Source organism: Corynebacterium hindlerae (assembly GCF_014117265.1).
GTDB classification, from domain to species: Bacteria; Actinomycetota; Actinomycetes; order Mycobacteriales; family Mycobacteriaceae; genus Corynebacterium; species Corynebacterium hindlerae.
Genome location: NZ_CP059833.1, coordinates 1,666,227 through 1,689,063, shown reverse-complemented (window position 1 = coordinate 1,689,063; position 22,837 = coordinate 1,666,227). Strand labels below are relative to the sequence as shown.

Sequence of the window (22,837 nt, the reverse complement as noted above, 5' to 3'; positions counted from 1 at the left end):
ACAATCCTGCGCACCTACCTGCAATAAAAGACTATAAAGTATCACAGTTAGGCCACAATCCGGTCTCAAATGCAGTCAAAACGCCAGGACACACTCCCTATCGAATACATGTTCCCTCCAAACATCTCTAGCATCGAGGGCATCCCCAAACATAAATCTAAGGAGAATAACACATGGGAATTTTTGACAAGGCTAAAGAAGCTGCAGCTAACAACCCAGATAAGGTGGATCAGGCTATCGATAAGGCTGGCGACGCTATCGACGCCAAGACCAACCACCAGCACGAAGAGCATGTAGACCGCGCTCAGGAGCTAGCAAAGGACAAGCTCAAGGGCCAGTAACCCCACCAACCCCCAAACCGCAACCCCAAAGAGTGCGTACTCCCACGGACAGTTGCGGTTTTTTCGTATTACCAGACAACACGACATAAATAGCGCACCTGAAACCTTGTCTAAAGCGCAGTGCTAATATCTACATTGTTCAAACGTCAACATTTTGGGAGCTAGCTATGAAAATCGCTATCGTACTTGGATCTGTGCGCGAAGGTCGCTTCGGCAAGCAGGTAGCCGACTGGGCGCTATCACACATCGAAGGCGCTGAACTGGTTGACCTCAAGGAATTCAACCTCCCAGTATTCACCGGATCCGTCCCACCGATGGCGCAACAAGGAAAGTACGACGTCCCCGAACAGCAGGCCTGGGGCAACGCAATGGGGCAATACGATGCATTCATATTTGTCACTGGCGAATATAACCGTGGCATTCTAGGAGCCTTAAAGAACGCCATCGACTCCCTCGGCGTAGAGCTCGCAGGAAAACCAGCTGGATTTATCTCTTACGGCTACGACGGCGCCATCCGGGTTGTAGACCAGCTACGCACCGTCCTCGGCAACTTCTCCATGCGCACCACCCGTGCGCAGGTCTCCGTCAATCTGAACAACGAGAATGTCGATGGCACCTTCACCCCTGCCGCACACCAAGTTGGCACCCTTGCTCAGGTTGTGGAGCAGCTTCAGGCGTAAGTAAAATTCTGCATTTCGGCCCGAAAAATAAGGAATCCACGGCTCGAAATGCAGAATTTTACTTACGCTTATCTTGGTGGCGCGATCGCCTGCGAAGTGATCGCAACACTGTGCCTTGAACCCGCCCTCACTCATGTGGCTCTGTGGCCGATTGTGGTGGTGGGCTATGCCAGCGCGTTCTTCTTTCTCAGCCGCACCCTCAAAGCCGGCATGGGGCTTGGTGTCGCTTATGGCTTATGGTCCGCGATTGGAGTCGCACTCACCGCGATCGCCGCCACTGCACTGTTCCATGACCCGATCTCACCGCTAGCAGCATTCGGGCTAGCTCTCATTGTCGTCGGCGTTTACCTGGTACAAGCATGATTTACTTGCTGGCCGCTATCGCCTCAGAAGTTTGTGGCACATTGTTACTGCGAGTCGCGACTTTCGGTAACCGCTGGATTTTCCTCCCTGTAACGATCCTGTATGTGGTGTCTTACCTCTTCCTCGCACTCACCCTGAAATCAGGCATGCCCCTCAGCATTGCTTATGGACTCTGGGCAGCCCTCGGGCTGCTCGCCACCACACTGCTGTCTGCAATCCTCTTCCATGAGCGCATTAGCCGAAAGATGATGGCAGGGCTTGCGCTCATCACCCTCGGGGTTTTCTGCGTCGAACTAGGCTAGCCGCACGCGATGCCTGTCGAATGCACCGGGCAGTAACCTCCTGGGTTTTTATGCAGGTACTGCTGGTGTTCTTCTTCAGCGAGGTAGAAGGGCTGCATGTCGGTCACCTCGGTGGTGATGGCTGGGTACCCGTGGGCAGCGAGTTTGGCGCCATAGGCGTCGACAAGCGGGCGTACCTTCTCAGGCTCGTGGGTGCAGATAAGCGACCGGTATTGCGTGCCGACGTCATTGCCCTGGCGATATCCCTGCGTTGGGTCGTGAGCTTCCAGGGCGGCGCGCACGATGTCCTCTAGCGGGCAGTCGAAGACCACGCGGACCACCTCGGCATGTCCGGTGCGGCCAGTGCAGACTTCGCGGTAGGTCGGGTTGGGGGTGAACCCGCCGGCGTAGCCGACGGATGTCGACAGCACACCGGGCATCTCCCAGAACAATTTTTCGGCACCCCAGAAACACCCGATACCGATCAAGATGTCATTTCCTGGCATATCCAGGGCAGTTCCGAGCACGGCGTGGGGCGCTGGGGCGGGGTTGACTGGTGTCGAACCGCCAGACAAGGCGTTTTCAGCGGTGACCATGACAGGTTTCGGAGCAAACAAGAATCCCATATACGCCATCATATCGTTGCGGAATCCACAAACACGCCTATCATGGGTGGCACACGTTTGAATCGACGAAAGGTAAAACACATGGCTAAGTACGAACTTCCTCAGCTCGACTACGCATACGACGCTCTCGAGCCACACATCTCCGCTGAGATCATGGAGCTGCACCACACCAAGCACCACCAGAACTACGTCAACGGTGCTAACGCTGCTTTGGAGAAGCTTGAGGCTGCTCGCAACGATGGTTCCATCGGCGCCGTCGTCACCGCCCTGTCCAAGGACCTCGCTTTCAACCTTGGTGGCCACACCAACCACTCCCTGTTCTGGAAGAACCTTGGCCCTAACGCTGGCGGCGAGCCAACCGGCGAGCTTGCCGACGCCATCGACCGCGACTTCGGTTCCTTCGAGAAGTTCCAGGCTCACTTCGAAGCAGCAGCTCTTGGCCTGCAGGGCTCCGGCTGGGCGGTGCTGGCTTGGGACAGCCTGGGCGAACGCCTAGTTATCGAGCAGATGACTGACCAGCAGGGCAACCTCTCCATCGACCTGAAGCCACTGCTCCTCCTGGACATGTGGGAGCACGCTTTCTACCTCCAGTACAAGAACGTCAAGGCAGACTACGTCAAGGCTGTCTGGAACGTCTTCAACTGGGATGAGGTTGCACAGCGCTTCGCTGCTGCTAAGTAAACTCTCCTAGCACATCCGCCCCGTGTATCAGCTGCGGGGCGGATGTGCGTTTTATAGGTCGGCTGTAGTGATTACCCGCGCAAACAACCGCATCGATTCCACGGCGGCATCGTGAGCTTCCGGCGTAACTGCCGAACAGGCGTCCTCCAGTAAGAACGTGTTGAAGCCCAGGTCTGCCGCTTCTCTCACTGTTGATTCCACTGAGGCGTTAGTTGCTACCCCACATACGATGACGTTTTCAATCCCGTGTTCCTTGAGCAGCGTCTCCAGGTGTGAGGAAGAAAAGGGTCCGGGTCGGGTATGAGTGACAACAATGTCGGAATCGTGTAGTTCTACGTCAGCCACAATATCCGCACCGGGAGATCCATCCTTGAGCGCCCCCGCCTGTTGTGCCATTGCAAGCAGCGGGATATGTGGCGCGAGGTCGGAGTAGTCGTCCTGAAAGGCTACGCGTAGAGCAACCACCGTGCCTCCAGCGTCGCGCACTTTAGTAAAGGCCGTATTGCACTTACCAATAACATCACGACGAGCCACCTCTGGGTAGAACAGGCTGCCAAAAGCGGTGCCGTCAGCAACGATGTCACCCATCAAGTGAATTGCGAGGATCGCTGTCTTTTCATTCAACATTCTTATTCCTTTCAGACCTTTGAAAGAGCATTCCAATGCCCGCCATATACTTATGAGTATGACACGAGACCAAAAAGCGATTATTGCCATGCTCGCCGTCGGCCTCGCCACTTTCAACGGGCTTTATTGCACTCAAGCACTGTTACCGACGTTGGCCTCCGTGTTCCAGATCTCCCCGACCACTGCGGCTCTCACCATTTCAGCGACTACCGGCATGCTCGCACTCTGCGTGGTTCCGGCGTCGATTCTTTCCGAGCGCTTTGGGCGTGGGCGGATCCTGGTGGGGTCGTTGCTAGCCGCCACTGCTTTGGGGCTTGTGATCCCATTCTTGACTAATGCGTACGCCATCATCGCCATTCGCGCACTTCAGGGCCTATTTTTTGCTGGCACTCCAGCGGTGGCGATGACCTGGCTAAGTGAAGAGATGGGCCGGGAAGAGCTTGCTCGCGCGATGGGCATCTATATCGCAGGTAATACTGTCGGTGGGCTGATCGGTCGTCTCATTCCGGCTGGAATGCTGGAGTTCACGTCGTGGCAGTGGGCTATGGGCGTAAACGCTGTGTTCGCGTTTGCGATGGCGCTCGCGGTGTGGATGCTACTGCCTAAGCAGCGCAATTTTAGGCCGAAGGAACTGCATTTCCGCAGTGAATTTCACGCGATGCTTGGACACTGGAAAAACCCACGACTCGTGCTGCTGTTTGTGCTTCCTTTCCTGGCGATGGGCACGTTCGTGTCGGTATACAACTACCTAGGTTTTCGACTGGTGTCGATGTTTGGACTGTCGCAGGGCTTAGTCGGTTTGCTCTTTTTGATGTACTTGTCAGGCACGTGGAGTTCCGCGCGGGCCGGCAAGATGGTGCAGCGGTTTGGGCGGGAACACGTAGTTTTGGCGTCGGCGCTGCTGATGTTGCTGTCCCTACCGGGGCTTGGCACGAGCTCATTACTGTTGTTGCTCGTGGCATTATTCGTGTTCACAGCAGCCTTTTTTGTCATGCATTCGACGGCATCGAGTTGGGTGGGGTTGCTGGCCAAATCTCACCGTGCAGAAGCGTCAAGTATGTATGTTTTCAACTACTACGCAGGAAGTTCCTTAGTCGGCTGGCTGTCTGGACATATGTTTCAGCTTGGCTGGTGGTGGCTTATCGGTTGGCTCGCAGGGCTCAGTGGCGTGATTGTCGTGCTGAGCGCACTGTTGGGGCGTAACCTTCGGTAATCATTCCAGGCTGAGGACTTTTTGGAGTTCTGCGAGGGGCTCGGGGATCACTTCGTGAGTGATCGTGCGCCCGTTCCGGATTTTGCGGAGAAATCCAGCATCCGTCAACAGCTTGAGGTGATGCGACACCGTGGGCTGCGACAGGGTTGTCCGTGATACTAGGTCGCTAACCGTGAGTGGCCCGCATCCGGCTGCTTCGATTTCAGAGAGCAGCTGGAGTCGCACCGGATCCGAGAGCACCTTAAACAGCGCCGCAAATTTTTCCGAATCCGCGGAGGAGAGCGGCCCGTTACACAAAGAACAGCATTCCATAACAACCAACATATATTGACTCTGATCAATATGTAAACTAAGATATTGACAGACTTCGATATGTAAAGGTGCTTCGCATGTCACTCCTCGACCGACTCCTGCCTGTATGGATTATGCTCGCCATGGGCCTCGGATTGTTATTGGGCAATTTATTTCCAGGCCTTTCTCCTGCCTTGAACTCCTACCACGTCGGCAGCGTCTCCATCCCTATCGCCATCGGTTTGCTCGTCATGATGTATCCACCGCTGGCAAAGGTTCGCTACGACAAAACCCGCGAAATCACCACGGATCGCCGACTCATAGCGGTGTCACTCATTCTAAACTGGCTCATCGGACCGGCCTTCATGTTTACACTGGCCTGGATTTTTCTCCCTAACCAGCCAGAACTACGCACAGGCTTGATTATTGTCGGCTTAGCGCGCTGTATCGCTATGGTGCTTGTCTGGTCTGATCTCGCCTGCGGTGACAGTGAAGCCACTGCGGTACTCGTGGCAGTCAATTCCGTCTTCCAGGTATTGATGTTCGGCGTACTGGGTTGGTTTTATTTGCAGATTCTTCCGGGCTGGCTGGGACTGTCCACTACATCGGCGGAATTCTCATTCTGGGCCATTGTCACCTCTGTCCTAGTGTTTCTGGGCATTCCGCTCCTGGCCGGTGTGTCGTCCCGAACCTGGGGCGAACGCTTAAAAGGACGTACCTGGTATGAAACCCAGTTCATTCCTCGGATCTCACCGCTGGCGCTCATCGGTTTGCTGTACACAATCGTGTTGCTGTTTGCACTACAAGGCGAACAGATCACTGATAATCCTTGGGCGGTGGCGCGATTGGCGTTGCCGTTACTCACCTACTTCATCGTGATGTTCTTCATCGGAGTCTTGGTCTCCTGGAAGTCTGGGATGGATTACGCTCAAGCGGCTTCTGTGGCTTTTACCGCAGCAGGCAACAACTTTGAACTCGCTATCGCGGTGGCTATCGGCACATTTGGTGCGACGTCTGGGCAGGCACTCGCCGGAACTATCGGACCACTAATCGAAGTTCCGGTGCTGGTCGCACTGGTGTACGTGATGAAAGCTATGAAAGGACTGTTCCGTTGAAAAAGGTACTGTTCATCTGCGTCGGCAACGGCGGGAAATCCCAAATGGCAGCTGCGCTCGCCGAAAAGTACGCCGGGAACCGACTCGACATCCATTCAGCAGGCACGAAACCGGGGACCAGGCTGAACCAGGTATCCATAGCGGCCATTACTGAAGCGGGTGCTGATATGTCCCGTGGCATCCCGAAGCCGATCGATCCTGATCTTCTCCGCACAGCGGATCGAGTCATTGTCCTCGGTGAAGATGCAGAGGTATCAGGGCCCATTGAGCGATGGATAACTGTGGAACCCTCCCGCGACGGCATCACGGGAATGCCACGGATGCGCCTGATTCGTGATGATATCGATGAGCGCGTGCGACGGCTCATTCAGGAATTGGATTCTTAAAAACCACCGGTTCCCGCGACAGTTTCGAAGGGTCGAATTGCTCCAGCAGTCCGGCTGGGGAGGCGGGCTGCAACCCAATCGAACGGGCGAGCTCTGCTCGGGCCCAGGATAGGTCCATGTCTCGCAAAGTCACGGCACCATCGCGTTTAGCTAACCGCTTACCCGCGGCATTCAGCACCAACGGCACGTGCACATACTCGGGGACAGGAAGCCCCCACAAAGATGCCAAATATGCCTGACGTGGCGCTGAGGGCAGCAGGTCATCGCCCCGTACTACTTGAGTGACGCCCTGGTAAGCATCGTCAACGACGACGGCCAGGTTGTAGGCCCAGTCACCGTCGCCACGCCGCAACACCATGTCATCAACATCGCCGGTGTAGGAGCCGGCAAAGAAATCCTGCACGCTAAACGACGCCACCGACGAGCGCAGCCTTACCGACGGAGACTTTCCAGGATTCACCACTGCCCCGTTTCGGCAGGTCCCTGGGTAGGATCCCGGAATCGCATGGGGAGCACGAGATGCTTCCTGGATTTCCTTTCGCGAGCAATAGCACGGGTAGGTGTCCAAACTAGCCAGCGCTGTCGCGTAGGCATCACTTCGGGTTGATTGGTAGAGCGGTTCACCATCCCAGTCCAGGCCAATCGCGGCAAGATCCTCAAGTTGCCGTTCAGCAGATTCCATAGACGAACGACCAGTATCAACGTCCTCAACGCGAAGTACGAAGCCCCCGCCGTCGTGACGCGCAAACAGCCAGGCCAGCAAGGCGGTACGGAGGTTGCCGAAGTGTAAATCCCCGCTCGGGCTGGGTGCATAGCGTCCGATCATGGTAATTAATGCTAGTGAATATTTCTAAGTCTGGGGAGGGCGTAGCCACCGCTGCGCCCGCTAGTACACCCCGCCACATCACTGTCCAACGTTCCTACTACCCTGTTTTCCTCGCCATGTTCGTGGCGATCTTCATCATCTCCAACATCACCGCATCCAAGGGCGTAGCGTTCGGACCGATCATTACCGACGGCGCGTTCTTCCTATTCCCAGCCGCATACGTCATCGGTGATGTGCTGTCAGAATGTTATGGGTTTAAGGCGACTCGTAACGCCATCTGGACCGGTTTCGCAGGCATGCTCATCGCAGTCATTGCATTCTATATTGCTATTGCGCTGCCAGCAGCTGACTTTTACGAGGGCCAGCAGGCGTTTGCCGAAACACTCGGCTTAGTGCCCCGAATCGTCGCCGCCTCCCTGGCCGGCTACCTAGTCGGACAGCTACTCAACGCATTTACCCTGGTCAAACTTAAAGCCAAAACCGGCGAAAAGTCTTTGTGGGCGCGGCTGCTGTCGTCAACAGTGGTCGGCGAGTTTGGCGACACCCTCATCTTCTGCCTCATCGCAGCCCCCGTCATCGGCATCACCACCTTTACAGACACCGTGAACTACACCATGGTCGGATTCCTGTGGAAAACCGGTGTCGAAGTTTGCATGATGCCCGTAACCTACGCAGTCATTGCGGCGGTGAAGAAGCGAGAGAACTACTAGATGTAGATGTCGAATCTGGTAATGCAAACCGTACTTTTAAGCCCAGAAACGTCAGTTTGCATTACCAAATCCGGCAAGCCACTCTCTGACAGCCGCGGTGGCCCGGCAATCGTCTTCGTTGTATTGCAGTAGTTCTTCGCGGGCGTCCGTTGCCCCGGAGGCGGCGGCGAGGTACAGATTGACGGAGGATTCGCCGTCGACGTCGACGTGGTAGTTGTATCCTGCTGCGGGGGCGATGACTTTCAGTCCGAGCCCGAATGGGCCTAGGAATTGTTTGCGGACGAGTTGGAAGATGTCGATCCAGTAGGGGGCGCCAATGAAGTCTTCCACCTCTTCCAACGAGGGAACCCCTGGTTGGCCTGCGAAGCGGCGGGCGGCGGAACGTAGCCAGTGGTTTTCGCCGTGGTTGGAGTAGCAGAAGGCCCCGAATGTGAGGCCCTGCTCTAGAGCGTCATCACGAACCCCAGATATGAAGTCCCAGAATGCAGCGAAAGCTTCGGATTCTGTGGAAAGCGACCACGCGGTGAAGGCGTGGTAGGTGGATCCGTCGAATGCTCCCCAGAGGTAGACGCCTTGGTCAAGATAGCTTTCGAGGTCGATATCCAGTTCCACGTCAAAGCGGGGTGCGGTTACTGGCCCGCGGGGCACCACTACCTCGCCGTTTTGAAACGCGACGGCCATGCGGGAAGCGTCGCCGAGGTTCGCTGCAGCCAATGCCGAGACGGTGGTAAGTCCCATCTCTCGGTAGGGGTTCGCGCGGTCCCCGGGGAGCAGTAGTGAAATATCGTCAGAAGCGGTCAATTGCTCAGAGCAATAGGGCCAGTACCTGCAGGAATCGCATTCTTTGACGCGTCTGGGTGCGGTGGGTGTTTCTACTAGGAGGGCTCGGTCGAGGGCGTCGTAAAGCGGCGGGAGCGGGTCCAGGAAGGCGCGGGTGCGGTCTTGGCCGATGACGCCGCCGTAGCCGCGTTCGAGATCCATTTCTTGGAGGGCGCGACCGGCGATCGCGAGCCGGTACGTATCGATGGCGTGGTGGCGGATCTTGTATTCGCCGGTCAGGGGGCTGCCGAGGCCGAGGCGGGGGACGGCCAGGTAAGAAACACGGCGACCGGCGTGGGGGCGGGCGGCTCGGTGGTTGGTGATGATGACGGGCAGGTATCCTCCGTTGAAGGCGACGAGGATGTCGATGGAGACGTCGTTAAGCACGGCGTTGGTGATGAGGGTGGCCCCGGCGGCGATCGCTTCGAGGGTGTCGAAGAAATCGTCCCCGGCATCAACCCGAGCGAAGTAGCCGCGGTCCCCGCGCGCTGGCGTGACCGGCAATGATTCGAATACCACGGCGCGGGCTTTCTCAATTCTTTCCAGTCGCGCGAGGCCCGCGGGGGTCGGCGGAACGTCGGGGTGTGCTGAGCGCTGCACGGACCGGTAGCGGCAGCCGACTAGATCGCTCGGAGAAATCACAACAACTACTTTGCCATATCCCAGGTAGGGTAATAAGGAGCAAAAGTTTTACGAAGTATTCGGGAGTTAACCATGGGTGTGTTTGAGTCGATGCGTAAGGCCCGCGCGAAGACTAAGGCTGAGGTGAAGGCCGCGAAGGCTCGTGCCAAGGCTGAGGTGAAGGCCGCGCAGAAGGCTAAGGTTCGTCAGGAGAAGCTGCTCGCGAAGCAGGAACACAAGCTGCTCAAGGCAGAAAGCAAGGGCCTGAAGGCGAAGCGTAAGCAGGAGCTAAAGTTAGCCAAGACCGAGTTGGCGCGTGTTCAGGCCGGCAGGTTTAACAAGGCTAAGGTCCAGCGTTACCTGGGGACCGCCCGGATGTTGACCCCTATTTTGCTGCCGTTGATTTATAAGGCTTCCACGCAGATCCGGGAGGCGATCACCAAGCAGCGCGCCCAAAAGGCGGGAATCTCGGCTGCAGAGATGTCCCAGTTCGCGGGCCACGGCGCGTCGCTTAAGGCGCGTATTGCGGGGATGCGGAAGAATCTGGAGGATGCCCCGATTGCGCGCGGTTTCAAGATTGATGCTGATGAGCGCCTGAATGAGCTGGATAAGGCCGTGGACAATGCGGAGTTCATGACCCCTGAGCAGCGTCGACGCGCGCACCGTTCCATCACTTCCGACCTGGACGCGCTGGCTGGTCAGATCCAAGACAAGCTTGTTTGATTTAGAAAAAATCGGCGCTGGTCTGCCTGTTTCGGGCATCCTCGCCGAGCTTCACGACGCCCACAGCGCCGTCATCCAAGCACCGCCCGGCACGGGTAAAACGACGCTCGTTCCGCCGGCGGTGTTTAATGCTGTCGGTGGCCGTGTCGTGGTGGTGGCGCCTCGGCGAGTTGCCGTGCGGGCGGCCGCGGCGCGGCTTCGTGCGCTGTCGGGCCTTCCGGTCGGATTCGCGGTACGCGGGGCTTCCCAGCCTTCGGACCTGGTGGAGTTCGTCACTCCCGGAGTGTTGTTGCGCCGACTGTTGCAGGACCCCTTCTTGGAGGGCGTGTCTGCCGTGGTAGTGGACGAGGTGCACGAGCGCGGGTTGGACACAGACCTGGTGCTTGGCATGCTCATTGAGCTGAGCTCAGTTCGGGACGATCTCGCTCTCTTCGCCATGTCAGCCACCCTGGATGCTGCCCGGTTTTCCGAGTTACTCGGCGGCGTGCCGGTGCTGGAAACCCCGGCTGTGCTGCATCCGCTGGATATTTCTTACCAGTCGATTCCCGGCCGGCTGGAGGGTACGCGGTCGTTTTACGCTGCGCTTGCGCGCCTCGCCGAGTCTCATGTTGGTTCGCATTCGGTGTTGGTCTTTGTTCCCGGCGCGCGGGAAGTCGCGTGGGTGTGCGAGGAAATTGATGCGTATCCGCTGCATGGGCGCCTGTCCCTGGCGGAGCAAGATGCAGCGCTCTATACCGACGCTCCCCGCGTAATCGTGGCGACGAATGTGGCCGAGTCCTCCATCACCGTTCCTGGTGTGCGCACCGTGATTGATTCGGGGTTGGCACGCGAACCTCGTTATGATCGCGCCCGCGGGATGACGGGACTGGTCACAGCTTCAATCTCCCGGTCTTCTGCGGACCAGCGTGCTGGGCGTGCGGGCCGCGAGGGACCTGGCCGCGTGATCCGTGCCTATTCTTCCAGTGAGTATGAGGCGTTCAAATCTTTCACCACCCCAGAAATCCAATCGGCTGACCTCACCCAGGCGGTGCTGTTCCTGAAATGCTGGGGTTCGCTTGACGTACCGCTGCTGGATCCGATGCCCGCAGCCTCGGTCGAGGATGCACTCGCAACGTTGCGCACTTTAGGGGCGGATGATCCTCAGGTTGCTCGTTCGTTAGCGCTGCTACCGGTGGCGCCCCGGCTGGGCCGGGCGCTGTTAGAAACTGGGGATGCCCGAACGGTGGCTGCGCTTGCTGACCAACCTTCCGGCGATATCGCCCGCATTCAGCCACCAGCCCGTGAGGTGAAAAGACTGTCGGGTTCCGGCGCTGTCCAACCCGGGTTGACCACGGCCTTTGCCTACCCGGAATGGGTGGCACGGCGGGTAGCAGGAAACGAGTTCCAGCTGGCGTCGGGCACCCGCGCTACCTTGGGTTTCCCGGACCTGGGCTCCGAGTGGATTGCCTGCGCCGCGGTGTCTCGCACCAAGAGCGGTGGCGTGATTCGCGCTGCTGCGGCGCTCAGCCAAGAGGACGCTTTACGGGTGGTTCCGGTGGTGGAGGAGACGTCTGCACTGGTGGAAGGCACTCGTGTGAAGGGGCGTCGGGTGCGGCGGGCAGGCGCTATCGAGCTGTCCAGTACCCCGGTTGCGCTTTCTCCTTTGGAGATTGAAGAAGCTCTCACTAATGCGGTGCGCGCTCAGGGTTTTGGCATTTTGCACGCCTCCGAGGGGTTCGTGGCGCTGCGCGATCGCTTGGCGTTCCTGCATGCTCAGCTGGGCGCGCCGTGGCCAGATGTTTCCGATGAATCCTTGACCCGCACCTGGTCGGGTTCCAGCGCCACAGTCGGTGCCGACTTCCTCAAAACCCTCCTCCCCTGGCCTGAAGCTGCGCGCCTGGATGAGCTCGCCCCGGAGCGCCTGAAGGTTCCGAGTGGCCGCTCACACGCATTGCACTACGATTCCGGGCGCCCGGTATGCCGGGTCAAGCTGCAGGAATGCTTCGGCCTAGCCGAATCTCCGGTGTTCTGTGAGGTACGGGTGCAGTTTCATCTGCTCTCCCCCGCGGGCCGGCCGCTGGCCGTCACCGATGACTTAGCAAGTTTCTGGAATGGCCCCTACCGGGGCGTGCGCGCCGAGATGCGCGGGCGCTACCCGAAGCACCCGTGGCCGGAAGATCCGTGGTCGGCGCCGGCGACAGCATTAACGAAGCGTAAGTAAAATTCGGCATTTTCGCGGTTTTTCATGCCGTATCAGAGCAAAAATGTCGAATTTTACTTACAGCAAAAACCCACGCACATCCCACCGCATAGCCAGCGAGGATTTCCACTGGCCGGTGCACGCCCAAGTACAGGCGGGAATAGCCCACAAGCAGCGCCAATGCTACAGCGCCACAGGCCACCCACCACCGGGGCCACAGCATAACAATCACGCAGGCCAACGCAGCAATCGCTGTGGCGTGTCCGCTAGGGAAAGAGTAGGAAGCCTCATACACGGTTGCAGTGGCCGGCCGCGGGACGGCGAAGAGGGGTTTGAGCAGGTGTGTGGTTAAGCTGGCACATGCGACGGGCACGCACGCCCAGCGCGCCTTTACTGATAGTGCGACCGCGTACCCCAGCACCGCCCAAGGCTGGAAGAGGAAGGAGATCAACCCCACTGCTGCCAGCCCAAATAGCAGGACATGATCACAACTGTGCACAGTAAGAGGATGCGGATGAGGCGCGTGCCGCCACCGAGCACCGTCCGGGCACCGAGTTGCGCGCCGACCACGTTCGCTGCGGCCAGCGTGAGGCCAAGCTGCCACCAAATGTGTCCGCCAACTGCGAAAACGACCAGCGCACCCAGATTCGTGGCGGTGTTGACCACCTTGGTCAGCGCGGTGGACGCCAGGAAATTTTGCGACAAAATTCCGGTGAACACCATGATCAGGAACATGCCGGTGCCGGGCCCGAAGATGCCGTCATAAAATGCGATCGCGCCCACCCCAAGCAAGGTCAGCACCCGCCTGCCTATCGACGGTGCTTCCTCCGATTCCCCCTGCCCGAACGATGGCCGAAGCGCCACAATTGTGCCAACGATCAGCATGAGCACGATCACCATGGGGCGCATCACGTCTTTGGAGATCATGGCTGCGATCAATGCACCGACGCCCGAACACACCGCGGCGATCGGGATGAACACCACCGCCAGCTGGCGTGGCACGGGAACTTTCCTCAGGTATGCCACCGCCGCTGATGCGGTGCCTGTGACTGCTGCGACTTTGTTGGTCGCTACGACCATCGCTGGAGACATGCCCGGAAATACGGCCATGAGCAGCGGAATGAGGATGAGGCCTCCGCCTCCGATCATCGCATCGACCCAACCGGCAGCCATCGATCCTGCGATGAGTATTCCCCATTCCAACGTGATTACTCCTAACCTAGGTGACGGAAAGGAATTTTAACTTATGGTTACACGCTGGTCGATCGTCATCGCACTGACTTTCGGCTGCGGTTTTCTCTTCGACCGTGCCGGGGTGCCCGCTGCTTGGATTCTGGGTGCGATCGTCGGTTCCGCATCGCTGGCGCTCTACACGTCCACCGAGCTCCCGGTGCACTCTCTGCTCAAAAGGATCAGCCGTAATCTCATTGCGGTCATGGCGGCAGCCCCCATCGTTGCCACCAGCCCAGGGGACCTGTTGCACTTCATCCTGCCTGGTGTTGTGGTTTCCGCGGTGACGGTAGGCATCGGTATCGCAGGTGGTATGCTCCTTTCCCGCCACGAACCAACAATCTCTCGGGAGACTGGTGTGCTATCCATGCTGGCTGGCGGGGCCTCTATCATGCCGGTGCTCGCCGAGACTATGGGCGCAGACTTCCGCTATGTCACGCTTTCCCAATACCTGCGGCTCCTCACCGTGACGATCACGCTGCCCCTGCTCGTGCCACTGATGGATGTGCCCCGGGGAACGATCTCCCACCAGGAAGTTCCCTACGAACTCATCCCGCTGCTCGCCATCGGGGCAATCGTGCTCGTCGCAGAACCCCTGGCCACACTGCTACGTTTCCCTGCGCCCGGCATTATCGGGCCAATCGGTCTCACGATCCTCCTAGCCCAATTCTTTCCACACCCCTCTGCCCTAGCGCTGCCCACAGAACTCAAAATCTTCACGTTCGTCATCATCGGCTGGACCGCCGGTGGCATGCTCTCGATCCCCGCGCTGAAATTCTTCGCCAAGCAGCTCCCGGCCACCTTCATCTTCATCTTCCTGCTACTGGGATCCTGCGCAATCATGGCCATTGGGATCATGCACTGGCTGGATACCTCATACTTCGAGGCATACCTCGCCACCAGCCCCGGCGGGCTAGAAACAGTCTTAGCCCTCGCCGATGAATTCGACGCCGGACCTTCCATCGCCGCGATCCAAGTCATCCGACTCATCGCCATCTTGCTCGTGGCGGGATACTTGCCGAAGATACTGGCGCGTCGGATTTGGTAATGCAAACCGCACTTTTAGCGGGAAAATCGTCAGTTTGCTTTACCAAATCCGGCAAGGACTTCCTCTCTAAGGATCTCCATCGGGATTGATCCATAGGACAGCGCGCGTGCGTGGAAATCCTGTAGTGACATGCCGGCAGCGAGGGCGTCGTCCCGCAGTTGTTGCCAGAGCCGTTGTCCGAGGGCGTAGGACGGTGCTTGTCCGGGCCAGCCGAGGTAGCGGTTGAGTTCGAATTCGAGGGCAGCGGGGCTCATGGCGGAGTTTTCGCGGAGGAAGTTACGCGCGTAGGAGGCGTCCCAGGTGCTGATTCCGTCGGGGACGTGTTTGCCGAGATGGACGCCGATGTCGAGAACAACGCGGGCGGCGCGGAGTCGTTGGGCGTCGAGTAGTCCCATTTTCATGCCGGGGTCGGATAGGTATCCGAGTTCGTCCATGAGGCTTTCGGCGTAGAGCGCCCATCCTTCGCCGTGTCCGGAGTTCCAGCAAGGGACGCGGCGCCAGAGGTTGAGCGGGGCGAGCATGGCGGAGCCGATTTGGAGGTGGTGGCCGGGGACGCCTTCGTGGTAGACGGTGGTGAGTTCCTGCCACTTGTGGAAGGTGTTATCGCCCGGCGCGACGGACCACCACATGCGACCGGGGCGGGAGAAGTCGGCGGTGGGTGGGGTGTAGAAGATGCCACCGGTGCCGGCTTTATCGATGCAGCACTCGATGCGACGGATTTCTTCGGGAATGTTGAAGGCGGCGACTGCTTCGTCGGCTGCGGTTTGCATCCATTGCTGCAGCTTATCGACGCCCTCGATCAGATACTTGGGGTCTGAGTTGAGCTTGGTGATTGCTTCCGGGACGGTGGTTCCCGGTCCGTACAGTTGTCGTGCAACGGATTCTTGTGCGGCAATGATGTCGCGCAGCCTTTCGAGGCCCCACTCATAGGCTTCGTCGAGATCTACTGACGCTCCGACGAATTCGCGGGAGAACAGCTCGTAGCGTTCCCGACCGACAGCGTCGGTGGTCGGAGCATGGGAGGCGAGGCACTCGGAGAGCCATTCTCCCAGTTCAGCGAAGGCTTTCTTGACGGCTTTCACTTCCGCTTCGGGGGCCCCGAGGGTGTCGTAGAAGGAGGCGTTGCCGCATTCTGCGATGAGGAGTTCTACTTGGCGTAGTGCAGCGACTCGTCCTTGGCCGGCGGCGAGGGCGAGGGATTCGCGGTAGCCCTTGAGCGCGGCGGGGACCTTGGCCAGGCGGGCCCGGATGGCGTCCTGGTCGGACATGAGGGAGAAGGTGTCTCGGATGGTTTGGACTGGGGAGGCCAGGTTGTTCAGCTGGGCGTAGTTTTCTGCGCGGTGGTGAAGATCCAGCTGGAGTCCAAGTCGGTCGCGGAGCACCGCGGCAGTGACGGTATCGACGTCGTCGAAGTCATCAATGTCGTCGCAGTCATCGGTGCAGTCGTCGAAGGCGTCGACGTCAGCAAGGAGGTCTCGGGAAAGGTCAGCAAGTTTGTCCCAGTATGCAGGGGAAAAGTCTTGGAGCTGGTCGTCGTGTCCGGGGATGCCCCATGCGGTGGCGTCGGTCGGTGATACGGCTGCGACGGCGTGGACGTATGCGTCGCACGTGGCGTCGAGTAGGGATGGCTCTCGAGTCATAAGCGCATAGTCTAGCTTTTTCAGCGACGATTGCCAGGACAGATTGTGATAGCAAATGCTATAAAACCGATCTATTAGAGAATTTTGCCCGTAGGAAACAAACTTGCACCTGAGCAGAATCTATAATTTTCATCATGAGACTTGCGTTCAGCCAAATTTTTGAAAAGCCGGCTACTCCTGCTGCGCAGGTTTTGTACCATGTTCGGCGTTCGCCCCATGTGGGCCGGGGCGAGCTTGTGAAGGCAACCGGCCTGTCGCAGCCGACGATCACCCGGGCCGTTGCTGCTCTCGCTAATGCCGGCTTGCTCCGCGAGAGGCGCGATTTGATCAATACGTCTCGCCCGGGGCGTCCCGTGGTGCCGCTGGAGTTGGCGTCGTGGCCGGGCGCTTTCATTGGGGTGGCGCTCGATAAGGATGACGCTGTTATCGGTTGCTTTGATGCCCGTGGTCGCCTGCTTCGTGAGGTTGTGGTGAGCGAGTTCGCCCAAAATCACGTGTGTGCGGATGTGTTGGAGTACATCGTGGCTGCGATCTACCGCATCAAGGGTGATCTTCATCTGCCGATTAAAAGTATTGCGTTGAGCGCGGCCTCGCTGCACTGGAATGATTTCACTGCGATCCGTGAGCGCCTCGAGTTTGAGTTCCACGTTCCCACTATCACCGGTAATGCGGCGTCTGCGCTCGCGTTGGCGGAGTCTCAGCAGGACATCACTGAGGAGGACGTGCTTGTCCTGTATTCGGATAACACTACATCAGCGGCGTATATCAGCAAGACGGGCGTATCCATCCCGGAGGCGAGCATGTCTGTGGATGAGTGGCTGACCTATCTGATTGAGCAGGATCGTCCGAAGCAGATCGTGTTTTCCGGCTCCTATTTCATCAACCCGGAGAACCGCAATCGGATCCGCGCTCAGCTCACCGAGGCGTTCCACGACGAGGTCAAGCTGCGGCTTACCCGCCCCGAGCTGGAGACGCTCCGCACCATCACCCACGCGCTGTCCCTGTCGATGTTCAACGCTCACCCGCTGGAGTTGGCGAAGGCGTGACCAAGTTCTTCGCCGACACTCGCCCGCTCCACACGCCTGCTTTCCGACGCCTATGGCTGGCAAACATAGTCACCGTCATTGGCGGGCAGATGACGGTCGTGGCCGTCCCGGCGCAGATCTACTCGATCACGAAGGATTCTGGTTACGTCGGCCTCACCGGCCTTTTTGGTTTGGTTCCGCTCATCGTTTTCGGTCTCTACGGTGGCGCCATTGCCGACGCCTTTGATAAGCGCCGTGTGCTGCTTGCGACCACTCTCGGCCTCATCGGCACCACTGCACTGTTTTGGGTCCTGACCGTCATGGGTAACACAAACGTGTGGCTTCTACTTGGGACTTATTCTTTGCAGCAGGCGTTTTTTGCGGTGAATCAACCTACGCGCACCGCGCTGATGCCGCGTTTGCTCCCTAAGGGGCTGCTTGCCGCCGCGGCGGCGCTCAACATGACCTTGGTGCAGTTCGGCGCGATTGTGGGTCCCCTGCTGGCCGGAGCGTTAATCCCGATTACCGGTTTTGCGTGGTTGTACGCGATCGATGCGTTGTCTTTGCTGAGCACCCTTTGGGCCGTCGTGAAGCTGCCTGCAGTGCCGGGTGGCGGTCCGGGGCCGGGCGTGGCGTCGGTGGTGGCCGGGGTGAAATACGTCGCGACGCAGCCTATCCTGCTGATTTCCCTGGTCGCCGACCTCATCGCGATGGTTTTCGGCCTACCGCGCGCCCTCTACCCCGAGATCGCACACGTTTCTTTCGGCGGTCCTGCTTCGGGAGAGACGATCCTGGCCTTGTTGTACGCGTCGATGGCGCTAGGGGCGGTCCTGGGTGGGCTATTTTCTGGTTGGATCAGCACGGTGACACGGCAAGGAGTAGCGGTCTATGTTCTGATCATCGCCTGGGGGCTAGCGGTGATCGGCGCCGGGGTTGGCGTCCTCTCCCACCTCGCGTGGCTTTGCCTATTCATGCTGGTTCTCGGCGGGATGATGGACATGTTCAGCATGGCGTTCCGCTCCGCCATCCTGCAAGAATCCGCCGACGAACACGTCCAAGGACGCATCCAAGGCATTTTCCTCATCGTTGTCGCGGGTGGGCCGCGCTTCGGCGACCTCCTCCACGGCTACAGTTCGGGCCTGATCGGCCCCGCCTTCACCACCATCTCCGGTGGAGTACTGGTGATACTCGGCACCCTTGTATGTATGGTGCTGGCGCCGTCCTTCTGGAACTACAGGCGCCCGTGCTCCTTGGAAAGCTCCACGTAATGGCCCGCATGGGTGACAAACTCGCGATCATTCTCGCGCTTCACCTTCGCCGGAATCCCCGCAGCCAACGTGTGGTCAGGGATTTCCTGCCCCTCAAGCACAATCGCACCAGCGGCAATAAGACACCCCTCACCAATCTTCGACCGGCTGAGCAGACCCGACTTCATCCCCACCAACGTGCCATTACCCACCGTCGTACCGTGGATCAGGGCCATGTGGCCGATCGTGACGTCATCACCAAGAATGCACGGTGCATCCCTATCCACATGCAAAATTGACCCATCCTGCACATTCGTGCGCTCACCAATGCGGATCTTATTCACATCCGCGCGGATCACCACGTTGTACCAAATGCTGGCATCCTTACCGATCTCCACATCACCGATAATCGTCGCATTCGGAGCCACAAACGCATCCGGGTGAATCTTCGGAGCCTTGCCATTGAATTCCAGGATCACAATATTTCCTTCAAGGTGTCGATGCCAGTAAACAAATGCGCCTGCAAACCACACCGCTCCGCAGCCCACACATTAGCTTCATTGTCGTCGAAAAAATGCGTCTCCGCAGGCAAAGTCCCCAACAATTCCAACGCCTTCGCATAAGCCTCCGGCTGTGGCTTCTCCACCCCAATGTCATACGACATCGCAATACTGTCGAAATCCTGCAGCCACGTGTGCTTCCTCAACACCTCACGCGCAAGCCCCTCCGGAATATTCGACAGCAACCCCACCCTATGGTCCTTCGCCAACCCGCGGACCAAATCAACCATCTCCGGATCCTCTTCCAACCAACCGGCATAATCCGTATCAATCGCCTGCTGAATATCAAACGGATCCACATGCAGCCGCTTCTGCACCTTGTCCCAGTACTCCTCCGCCGTCACCCGACCAGCATCAAAATCCGGGCGCAACTCCCAATACACCGGCCACAACTCATCCGTTGCCCCAGTCACCTGCTCCAAAGCCCGGAGCGCCTGCTCCGACTGAGTTTTCAAAAGGACACCGTAGAGATCGAAGAGAAAGTTCATGTCTTCCAAGATACTGCCGTGCCGGATTTGGTAATGGAAACTGACTTTTTAGCTGCCAAAACGTCACTTTGCATTACCAAATTCAACAAGTTCCTTGTCTGATGGAACCCTTTCCGGCTCCCGCCAAGTCTAAATAAGTATGAACCCTTTAATTTTTCCTGCTCCGGCTCATCAACTTTCAATTTCCCTTATCCGACGCAACCACGTGCACCGTTTTTCCCATGGTGTTTACGCTTCTCCTGCTTCCCCTCCTGATTTGCTCTTTAGAGTTCGCGCCGCTCATCTGCGTTTTCCTTCTGGTGTTATTGGTGGGTTCGCGGCGCTTGCTTATCATGGGGTGCCGTATTGGTGGGATATTCCGTTGGCTACGGTACATACTCCGGCGCGCGGGGTCCGAGAAAACCCTCATCTCCATTTAATTAAAGGGGTCCGCTTCCAAGAAGTTACTGGTCTTGACCGAATTTTTCCTGACCTCATTTGCGTTGATGCTGCAACTGCCACGATCGATTGCATGATTTACGTCCTGCGGGAACGCATCACTTACTGGACTGCGAAGGTGACAGGATTGTGGTTAACCGAACTCCGTGCGGTCCAGATTTTGGACGCTGCGCGTCGATACGCAGGCGTTACACTGCAAGCCGTCCGCAAGGCTGCTCGACGACGCCTATGTCAACGGCGCCTCAAACGCCTCATGAAGCTCTCGGTGCCCAACGCGGATTCGCCCCAAGAGACCACTCTTCGCCTCATGCTGAAACGGCTACTTCCCGGGTGGACGACGCAACACGAAGTCTACGAAAACGGAACATTGGTCACCATCGTCGATTTCGCTTGGGTGCACCTCAAAGTCGCGATCTATTACGACGGCGAACACCACGGCGACCAGAAAAACATCGACCGCGACAACGAAATCCTCGCCTACCTTGAAGAACAAGGCTGGCACGTCATGCGCGTGACCAAAGGGATGCTCCGGAGGGAGCAAGATCTGATGCGGCGGGTGCGGAGGAAGTTAGAGAAAGCCGGCGCCGAATTTGGTAATGGAAACTGACTTTTTAGCCGTCAAAACGTCACTTTGCATTACCAAATCCGGCACGCCTAGTGTCTGAGCATGGACTTTTTCGCCCGACCTGCCGACGTTGTTGCCCCTGAGTTGCTGGGTGCTGTGTTCACCTGGAACGGGGTTTCGATAAGACTCACGGAGGTGGAGGCATACCTAGGTGAGGATGATCCTGCTTCTCATGCGTCTCGGGGCCTTACCAGGGCGAATGCTGCCCTGTTTGGCCCGCCCGGACTGATGTATGTCTATCATTCTTACGGGATTCATAAGGCGGGCAACATTGTGTGTCATCCGCCTGGTGGCTCCGGCGGGGTGTTGCTGCGCGCGGGCGAGATTGTTGCAGGCCAAGAGCTCGCAGTTTCTCGACGCGGATCTGTCCCCACCCACAAACTCGCTTCCGGCCCCGGTAATTTAGGCAAGGCCTTGGGCCTTCGGATCGAGGATAATTCGCAGCCGGTCCAGCTCGTGCTGCCCAAGACCGAGGTCCCGTTTGTGCGTGGTCCGCGTATTGGGATTACGAAGAATGCTCAGGCGCCGCTTCGGTTTTGGATTCTGGGTGAGAAGTCCGTGTCGGCTAGAAAGAGGCCCCCGTGCCGGATTTGGTAATGGAAACTGACGGATCAGACCGAAAAAGTACCGTTTGCATTACCAAATCCGACACGCTTTATCTGAACGGCACCTCCCCGATGGTCCGCCGGAGTTTCCTGGTGCGAAGTCGCGATGGGTCTTCAGCTAAGGCTTCTACTGCTTGTACGGCGCACATAACGTGCGCTTCTTTGGAAGACGAGTAAAAGGTTTGCGCCGCTGCGGGCAGTTTCGGGACGGCATGTAGCGGCAGGTCAGAGACGGAAAGTAAGGTTCCATAGGGTATACGGTAACGGTAACCGTTGGCAGCTAGGGTTGAAGATTCCATATCAACGGCTACTGCGGTAGAGCCGCGAAGAGCTGACCATAGAGCTCGTGGAGTGTGCCACTCCCAGTTACGGTCGTCAGTAGAGAGAACAGTACCGGTGCGCATGAGTTCGGTGTCATCTCCATAGATCGCGCGGACTGCGGATTCCAGGGCTCGTTGCACTTCGGGAATGGCGGGGATAGGAACATCGTTAGACAAGTGCCCATCGAGGATGTGGTCACGGCGTTGGTAAGCGTTACCGAGAATGAGGTCGCCGATACGCATGCGCCCGTCAAGGCCGGCGCAATGGCCAATCATGACCCAGCATTCGGGGCGCAGAACTGCGAGACAGTCGGTGATGGTTTTGGCATTAGAGGGGCCGACACCGATGTTAATCATGGTGATACCGTCGCCCGAGTCGGTGCATAGGTCATATCGGGGCATTTGGACGCCATCGCGCGGCACTTTCAACGAGGTGTACCTGCCACCCGCTGCCTTACCGAAACGGATGAATTCCGTAGTGTGCATCTCATAGTTAGTGAACAGGATAAATTTCTGCACCGTATCGATGGGCAGCCCCGTGTAGTGCTCGATACGTTTGCAGGCGATGTCAAAACGCTGCGCGGTGAAGTGGAACAGCGGCAGCTCCGGGCCATGGAATACAAACCATTCGCCGTCGATAATGGCATCGTCGACAGCATCGAGCGAGGGACGAGGCAAGCGCGAGGACGGGGAGCGCTCCACCTCGGGCGCGTCGTCAATGTATTCGGGTGGGATTTGCTCATCAGATGGGCCGACGTAGATGCGACATGGGTAGTTGCCGGCAAGGCGCTCAAGCTGCTCCAAAAGGTAGGCGCGCATGAGACGCGGGCGGGACAAGGTCGCCGCATAACGCCCAGGCTTATCGACGTACCCGAACGGCTCAGTCCTATCAATAGGACGCCACTCGGTTACCTCAATAACCAGTTTGGGGTACACCACCTGCTCGTATCCTTCAGCAGTATCGTGCTGCAGAAGTTCGATACCACGCGCGGTGGCCTGGTCATAGAGAGAAATCAGCCGGTCGACAGCCTCGTTCGGGGTGCGCATCTGTTCCATGGCGCCAGCCTAGCGCGGGTTACGCAGGGGCGTCGGATGGAAACATGCAAAAAGACCGGGCAGCTTACACCAC

27 protein-coding genes are annotated in these 22,837 nt (G+C 58.1%); 16 read left to right on the top strand and 11 right to left on the bottom strand.

Annotated elements, in window-relative coordinates; all coding sequences use genetic code 11:
- The first annotated feature begins 173 nt into the window (after positions 1 to 173).
- The 4 genes from HW450_RS08310 to HW450_RS08295 all read left to right on the top strand — a co-directional run bounded on the left by HW450_RS08310 (position 174) and on the right by HW450_RS08295 (position 1,686).
- Positions 174 to 341, top strand: a complete 168-nt coding sequence (locus tag HW450_RS08310) for an antitoxin (protein WP_182385181.1) — start codon at positions 174 to 176, stop codon at positions 339 to 341.
- A 167-nt stretch (positions 342 to 508) separates the two neighbouring features.
- Positions 509 to 1,021: an NADPH-dependent FMN reductase gene (locus HW450_RS08305; RefSeq protein ID WP_182385180.1), complete on the top strand. Its 513-nt coding sequence runs from the start codon at positions 509 to 511 to the stop codon at positions 1,019 to 1,021.
- Positions 1,022 to 1,069: 48 nt separating this feature from the next.
- Entirely contained in the window at positions 1,070 to 1,384 is a 315-nt protein-coding gene (locus HW450_RS08300) for a DMT family transporter (RefSeq protein ID WP_182385179.1), read from the top strand.
- Positions 1,381 to 1,686, top strand: a complete 306-nt coding sequence (locus HW450_RS08295; RefSeq protein ID WP_182385178.1) for a DMT family transporter — start codon at positions 1,381 to 1,383, stop codon at positions 1,684 to 1,686. The genes HW450_RS08300 and HW450_RS08295 overlap by 4 nt, the downstream gene beginning before the upstream one ends.
- On the opposite strand, the gene msrA is transcribed toward HW450_RS08295, so the two are convergent.
- Entirely contained in the window at positions 1,683 to 2,291 is a 609-nt protein-coding gene (gene msrA, locus HW450_RS08290; RefSeq protein ID WP_182385177.1) for a peptide-methionine (S)-S-oxide reductase MsrA, read from the bottom strand. The two genes, HW450_RS08295 and msrA, sit on opposite strands and share 4 nt — an antisense overlap.
- Before the next feature lie 81 nt (positions 2,292 to 2,372).
- Here msrA and HW450_RS08285 point away from each other — a divergent pair, with 81 nt between their 5' ends.
- On the top strand, positions 2,373 to 2,972 hold the full coding sequence (locus HW450_RS08285; RefSeq protein ID WP_182385176.1) for a superoxide dismutase: 600 nt from the start codon (positions 2,373 to 2,375) through the stop codon (positions 2,970 to 2,972).
- A 51-nt stretch (positions 2,973 to 3,023) separates the two neighbouring features.
- On the opposite strand, the gene HW450_RS08280 is transcribed toward HW450_RS08285, so the two are convergent.
- Positions 3,024 to 3,599 (bottom strand): cysteine hydrolase family protein, encoded by a 576-nt coding sequence (locus HW450_RS08280; RefSeq protein WP_182385175.1) that lies wholly within the window; start codon positions 3,597 to 3,599, stop codon positions 3,024 to 3,026.
- Positions 3,600 to 3,657: 58 nt separating this feature from the next.
- Here HW450_RS08280 and HW450_RS08275 point away from each other — a divergent pair, with 58 nt between their 5' ends.
- Positions 3,658 to 4,812 (top strand): MFS transporter, encoded by a 1,155-nt coding sequence (locus HW450_RS08275; RefSeq protein WP_232843218.1) that lies wholly within the window; start codon positions 3,658 to 3,660, stop codon positions 4,810 to 4,812.
- On the opposite strand, the gene HW450_RS08270 is transcribed toward HW450_RS08275, so the two are convergent.
- Positions 4,813 to 5,124: an ArsR/SmtB family transcription factor gene (locus tag HW450_RS08270; protein ID WP_331251762.1), complete on the bottom strand. Its 312-nt coding sequence runs from the start codon at positions 5,122 to 5,124 to the stop codon at positions 4,813 to 4,815. It abuts the gene before it with no gap.
- Positions 5,125 to 5,201: 77 nt separating this feature from the next.
- On the opposite strand from HW450_RS08270, the gene arsB reads away from it, so the two are divergent.
- Positions 5,202 to 6,218: an ACR3 family arsenite efflux transporter gene (arsB, locus tag HW450_RS08265; protein ID WP_182385172.1), complete on the top strand. Its 1,017-nt coding sequence runs from the start codon at positions 5,202 to 5,204 to the stop codon at positions 6,216 to 6,218.
- Positions 6,215 to 6,604, top strand: a complete 390-nt coding sequence (locus HW450_RS08260; protein ID WP_407926221.1) for an arsenate-mycothiol transferase ArsC — start codon at positions 6,215 to 6,217, stop codon at positions 6,602 to 6,604. Before arsB ends, HW450_RS08260 begins: the two co-directional genes overlap by 4 nt.
- On the opposite strand, the gene gluQRS is transcribed toward HW450_RS08260, so the two are convergent.
- Positions 6,582 to 7,430: a tRNA glutamyl-Q(34) synthetase GluQRS gene (gene gluQRS, locus HW450_RS08255; protein WP_182385171.1), complete on the bottom strand. Its 849-nt coding sequence runs from the start codon at positions 7,428 to 7,430 to the stop codon at positions 6,582 to 6,584. The two genes, HW450_RS08260 and gluQRS, sit on opposite strands and share 23 nt — an antisense overlap.
- An 8-nt stretch (positions 7,431 to 7,438) precedes the next feature.
- On the opposite strand from gluQRS, the gene HW450_RS08250 reads away from it, so the two are divergent.
- Positions 7,439 to 8,140: a queuosine precursor transporter gene (locus HW450_RS08250; protein WP_182385170.1), complete on the top strand. Its 702-nt coding sequence runs from the start codon at positions 7,439 to 7,441 to the stop codon at positions 8,138 to 8,140.
- A gap of 51 nt (positions 8,141 to 8,191) precedes the next feature.
- Here the strand turns inward: HW450_RS08250 and HW450_RS08245 are convergent, their stop codons facing one another.
- A complete protein-coding gene (locus tag HW450_RS08245; protein ID WP_182385169.1) occupies positions 8,192 to 9,601 on the bottom strand; it encodes a TM0106 family RecB-like putative nuclease in 1,410 nt (469 codons plus the stop codon).
- 72 nt (positions 9,602 to 9,673) lie between these two features.
- Between HW450_RS08245 and HW450_RS08240 the strand changes: the two genes are divergently transcribed.
- Both HW450_RS08240 and HW450_RS08235 read left to right on the top strand, forming a co-directional pair.
- The gene (locus tag HW450_RS08240) at positions 9,674 to 10,303 is read left to right on the top strand and encodes a DUF6474 family protein (protein ID WP_182385168.1); all 630 of its coding nucleotides are present in this window, start codon (positions 9,674 to 9,676) and stop codon (positions 10,301 to 10,303) included.
- Positions 10,296 to 12,503, top strand: coding sequence for an ATP-dependent RNA helicase (locus HW450_RS08235; protein WP_182385167.1), 2,208 nt, complete (start codon positions 10,296 to 10,298; stop codon positions 12,501 to 12,503). The genes HW450_RS08240 and HW450_RS08235 overlap by 8 nt, the downstream gene beginning before the upstream one ends.
- Positions 12,504 to 12,525: 22 nt before the next feature.
- Here HW450_RS08235 and HW450_RS08230 read toward each other — a convergent pair whose 3' ends face one another.
- The gene (locus tag HW450_RS08230; RefSeq protein ID WP_182385166.1) at positions 12,526 to 12,939 is read right to left on the bottom strand and encodes a phosphatase PAP2 family protein; all 414 of its coding nucleotides are present in this window, start codon (positions 12,937 to 12,939) and stop codon (positions 12,526 to 12,528) included.
- Positions 12,930 to 13,685: a TSUP family transporter gene (locus HW450_RS08225; protein ID WP_343158746.1), complete on the bottom strand. Its 756-nt coding sequence runs from the start codon at positions 13,683 to 13,685 to the stop codon at positions 12,930 to 12,932. The genes HW450_RS08230 and HW450_RS08225 overlap by 10 nt, the downstream gene beginning before the upstream one ends.
- A 43-nt stretch (positions 13,686 to 13,728) precedes the next feature.
- On the opposite strand from HW450_RS08225, the gene HW450_RS08220 reads away from it, so the two are divergent.
- On the top strand, positions 13,729 to 14,760 hold the full coding sequence (locus HW450_RS08220) for an AbrB family transcriptional regulator (protein ID WP_182385165.1): 1,032 nt from the start codon (positions 13,729 to 13,731) through the stop codon (positions 14,758 to 14,760).
- A gap of 29 nt (positions 14,761 to 14,789) precedes the next feature.
- On the opposite strand, the gene HW450_RS08215 is transcribed toward HW450_RS08220, so the two are convergent.
- On the bottom strand, positions 14,790 to 16,400 hold the full coding sequence (locus HW450_RS08215; RefSeq protein ID WP_182385164.1) for a DUF885 domain-containing protein: 1,611 nt from the start codon (positions 16,398 to 16,400) through the stop codon (positions 14,790 to 14,792).
- Positions 16,401 to 16,534: 134 nt separating this feature from the next.
- Between HW450_RS08215 and HW450_RS08210 the strand changes: the two genes are divergently transcribed.
- Both HW450_RS08210 and HW450_RS08205 read left to right on the top strand, forming a co-directional pair.
- Positions 16,535 to 17,446, top strand: coding sequence for a MarR family transcriptional regulator (locus tag HW450_RS08210; protein WP_182385163.1), 912 nt, complete (start codon positions 16,535 to 16,537; stop codon positions 17,444 to 17,446).
- Positions 17,443 to 18,693 carry an MFS transporter gene (locus tag HW450_RS08205; RefSeq protein ID WP_182385162.1) on the top strand — a complete coding sequence of 417 codons (1,251 nt, stop codon included), beginning with the start codon at positions 17,443 to 17,445 and terminating at the stop codon, positions 18,691 to 18,693. The genes HW450_RS08210 and HW450_RS08205 overlap by 4 nt, the downstream gene beginning before the upstream one ends.
- Here HW450_RS08205 and HW450_RS08200 read toward each other — a convergent pair.
- Together HW450_RS08200 and HW450_RS08195 are read right to left on the bottom strand one after the other, a co-directional pair.
- Positions 18,657 to 19,154: a gamma carbonic anhydrase family protein gene (locus tag HW450_RS08200; RefSeq protein ID WP_182387446.1), complete on the bottom strand. Its 498-nt coding sequence runs from the start codon at positions 19,152 to 19,154 to the stop codon at positions 18,657 to 18,659. The genes HW450_RS08205 and HW450_RS08200 overlap by 37 nt on opposite strands.
- Positions 19,148 to 19,720 carry an HAD family hydrolase gene (locus tag HW450_RS08195; protein ID WP_182385161.1) on the bottom strand — a complete coding sequence of 191 codons (573 nt, stop codon included), beginning with the start codon at positions 19,718 to 19,720 and terminating at the stop codon, positions 19,148 to 19,150. Before HW450_RS08195 ends, HW450_RS08200 begins: the two co-directional genes overlap by 7 nt.
- Positions 19,721 to 20,231: 511 nt before the next feature.
- Here HW450_RS08195 and HW450_RS08190 point away from each other — a divergent pair.
- Together HW450_RS08190 and HW450_RS08185 are read left to right on the top strand one after the other, a co-directional pair.
- Complete coding sequence (locus HW450_RS08190) at positions 20,232 to 20,765, top strand: endonuclease domain-containing protein (RefSeq protein WP_182385160.1); 534 nt, start codon at positions 20,232 to 20,234, stop codon at positions 20,763 to 20,765.
- Positions 20,766 to 20,825: 60 nt separating this feature from the next.
- Entirely contained in the window at positions 20,826 to 21,380 is a 555-nt protein-coding gene (locus tag HW450_RS08185; RefSeq protein ID WP_182385159.1) for a DNA-3-methyladenine glycosylase, read from the top strand.
- Positions 21,381 to 21,438: 58 nt separating this feature from the next.
- On the opposite strand, the gene amn is transcribed toward HW450_RS08185, so the two are convergent.
- A complete protein-coding gene (amn, locus tag HW450_RS08180; protein WP_182385158.1) occupies positions 21,439 to 22,764 on the bottom strand; it encodes an AMP nucleosidase in 1,326 nt (441 codons plus the stop codon).
- Positions 22,765 to 22,837 lie beyond the last annotated feature (73 nt).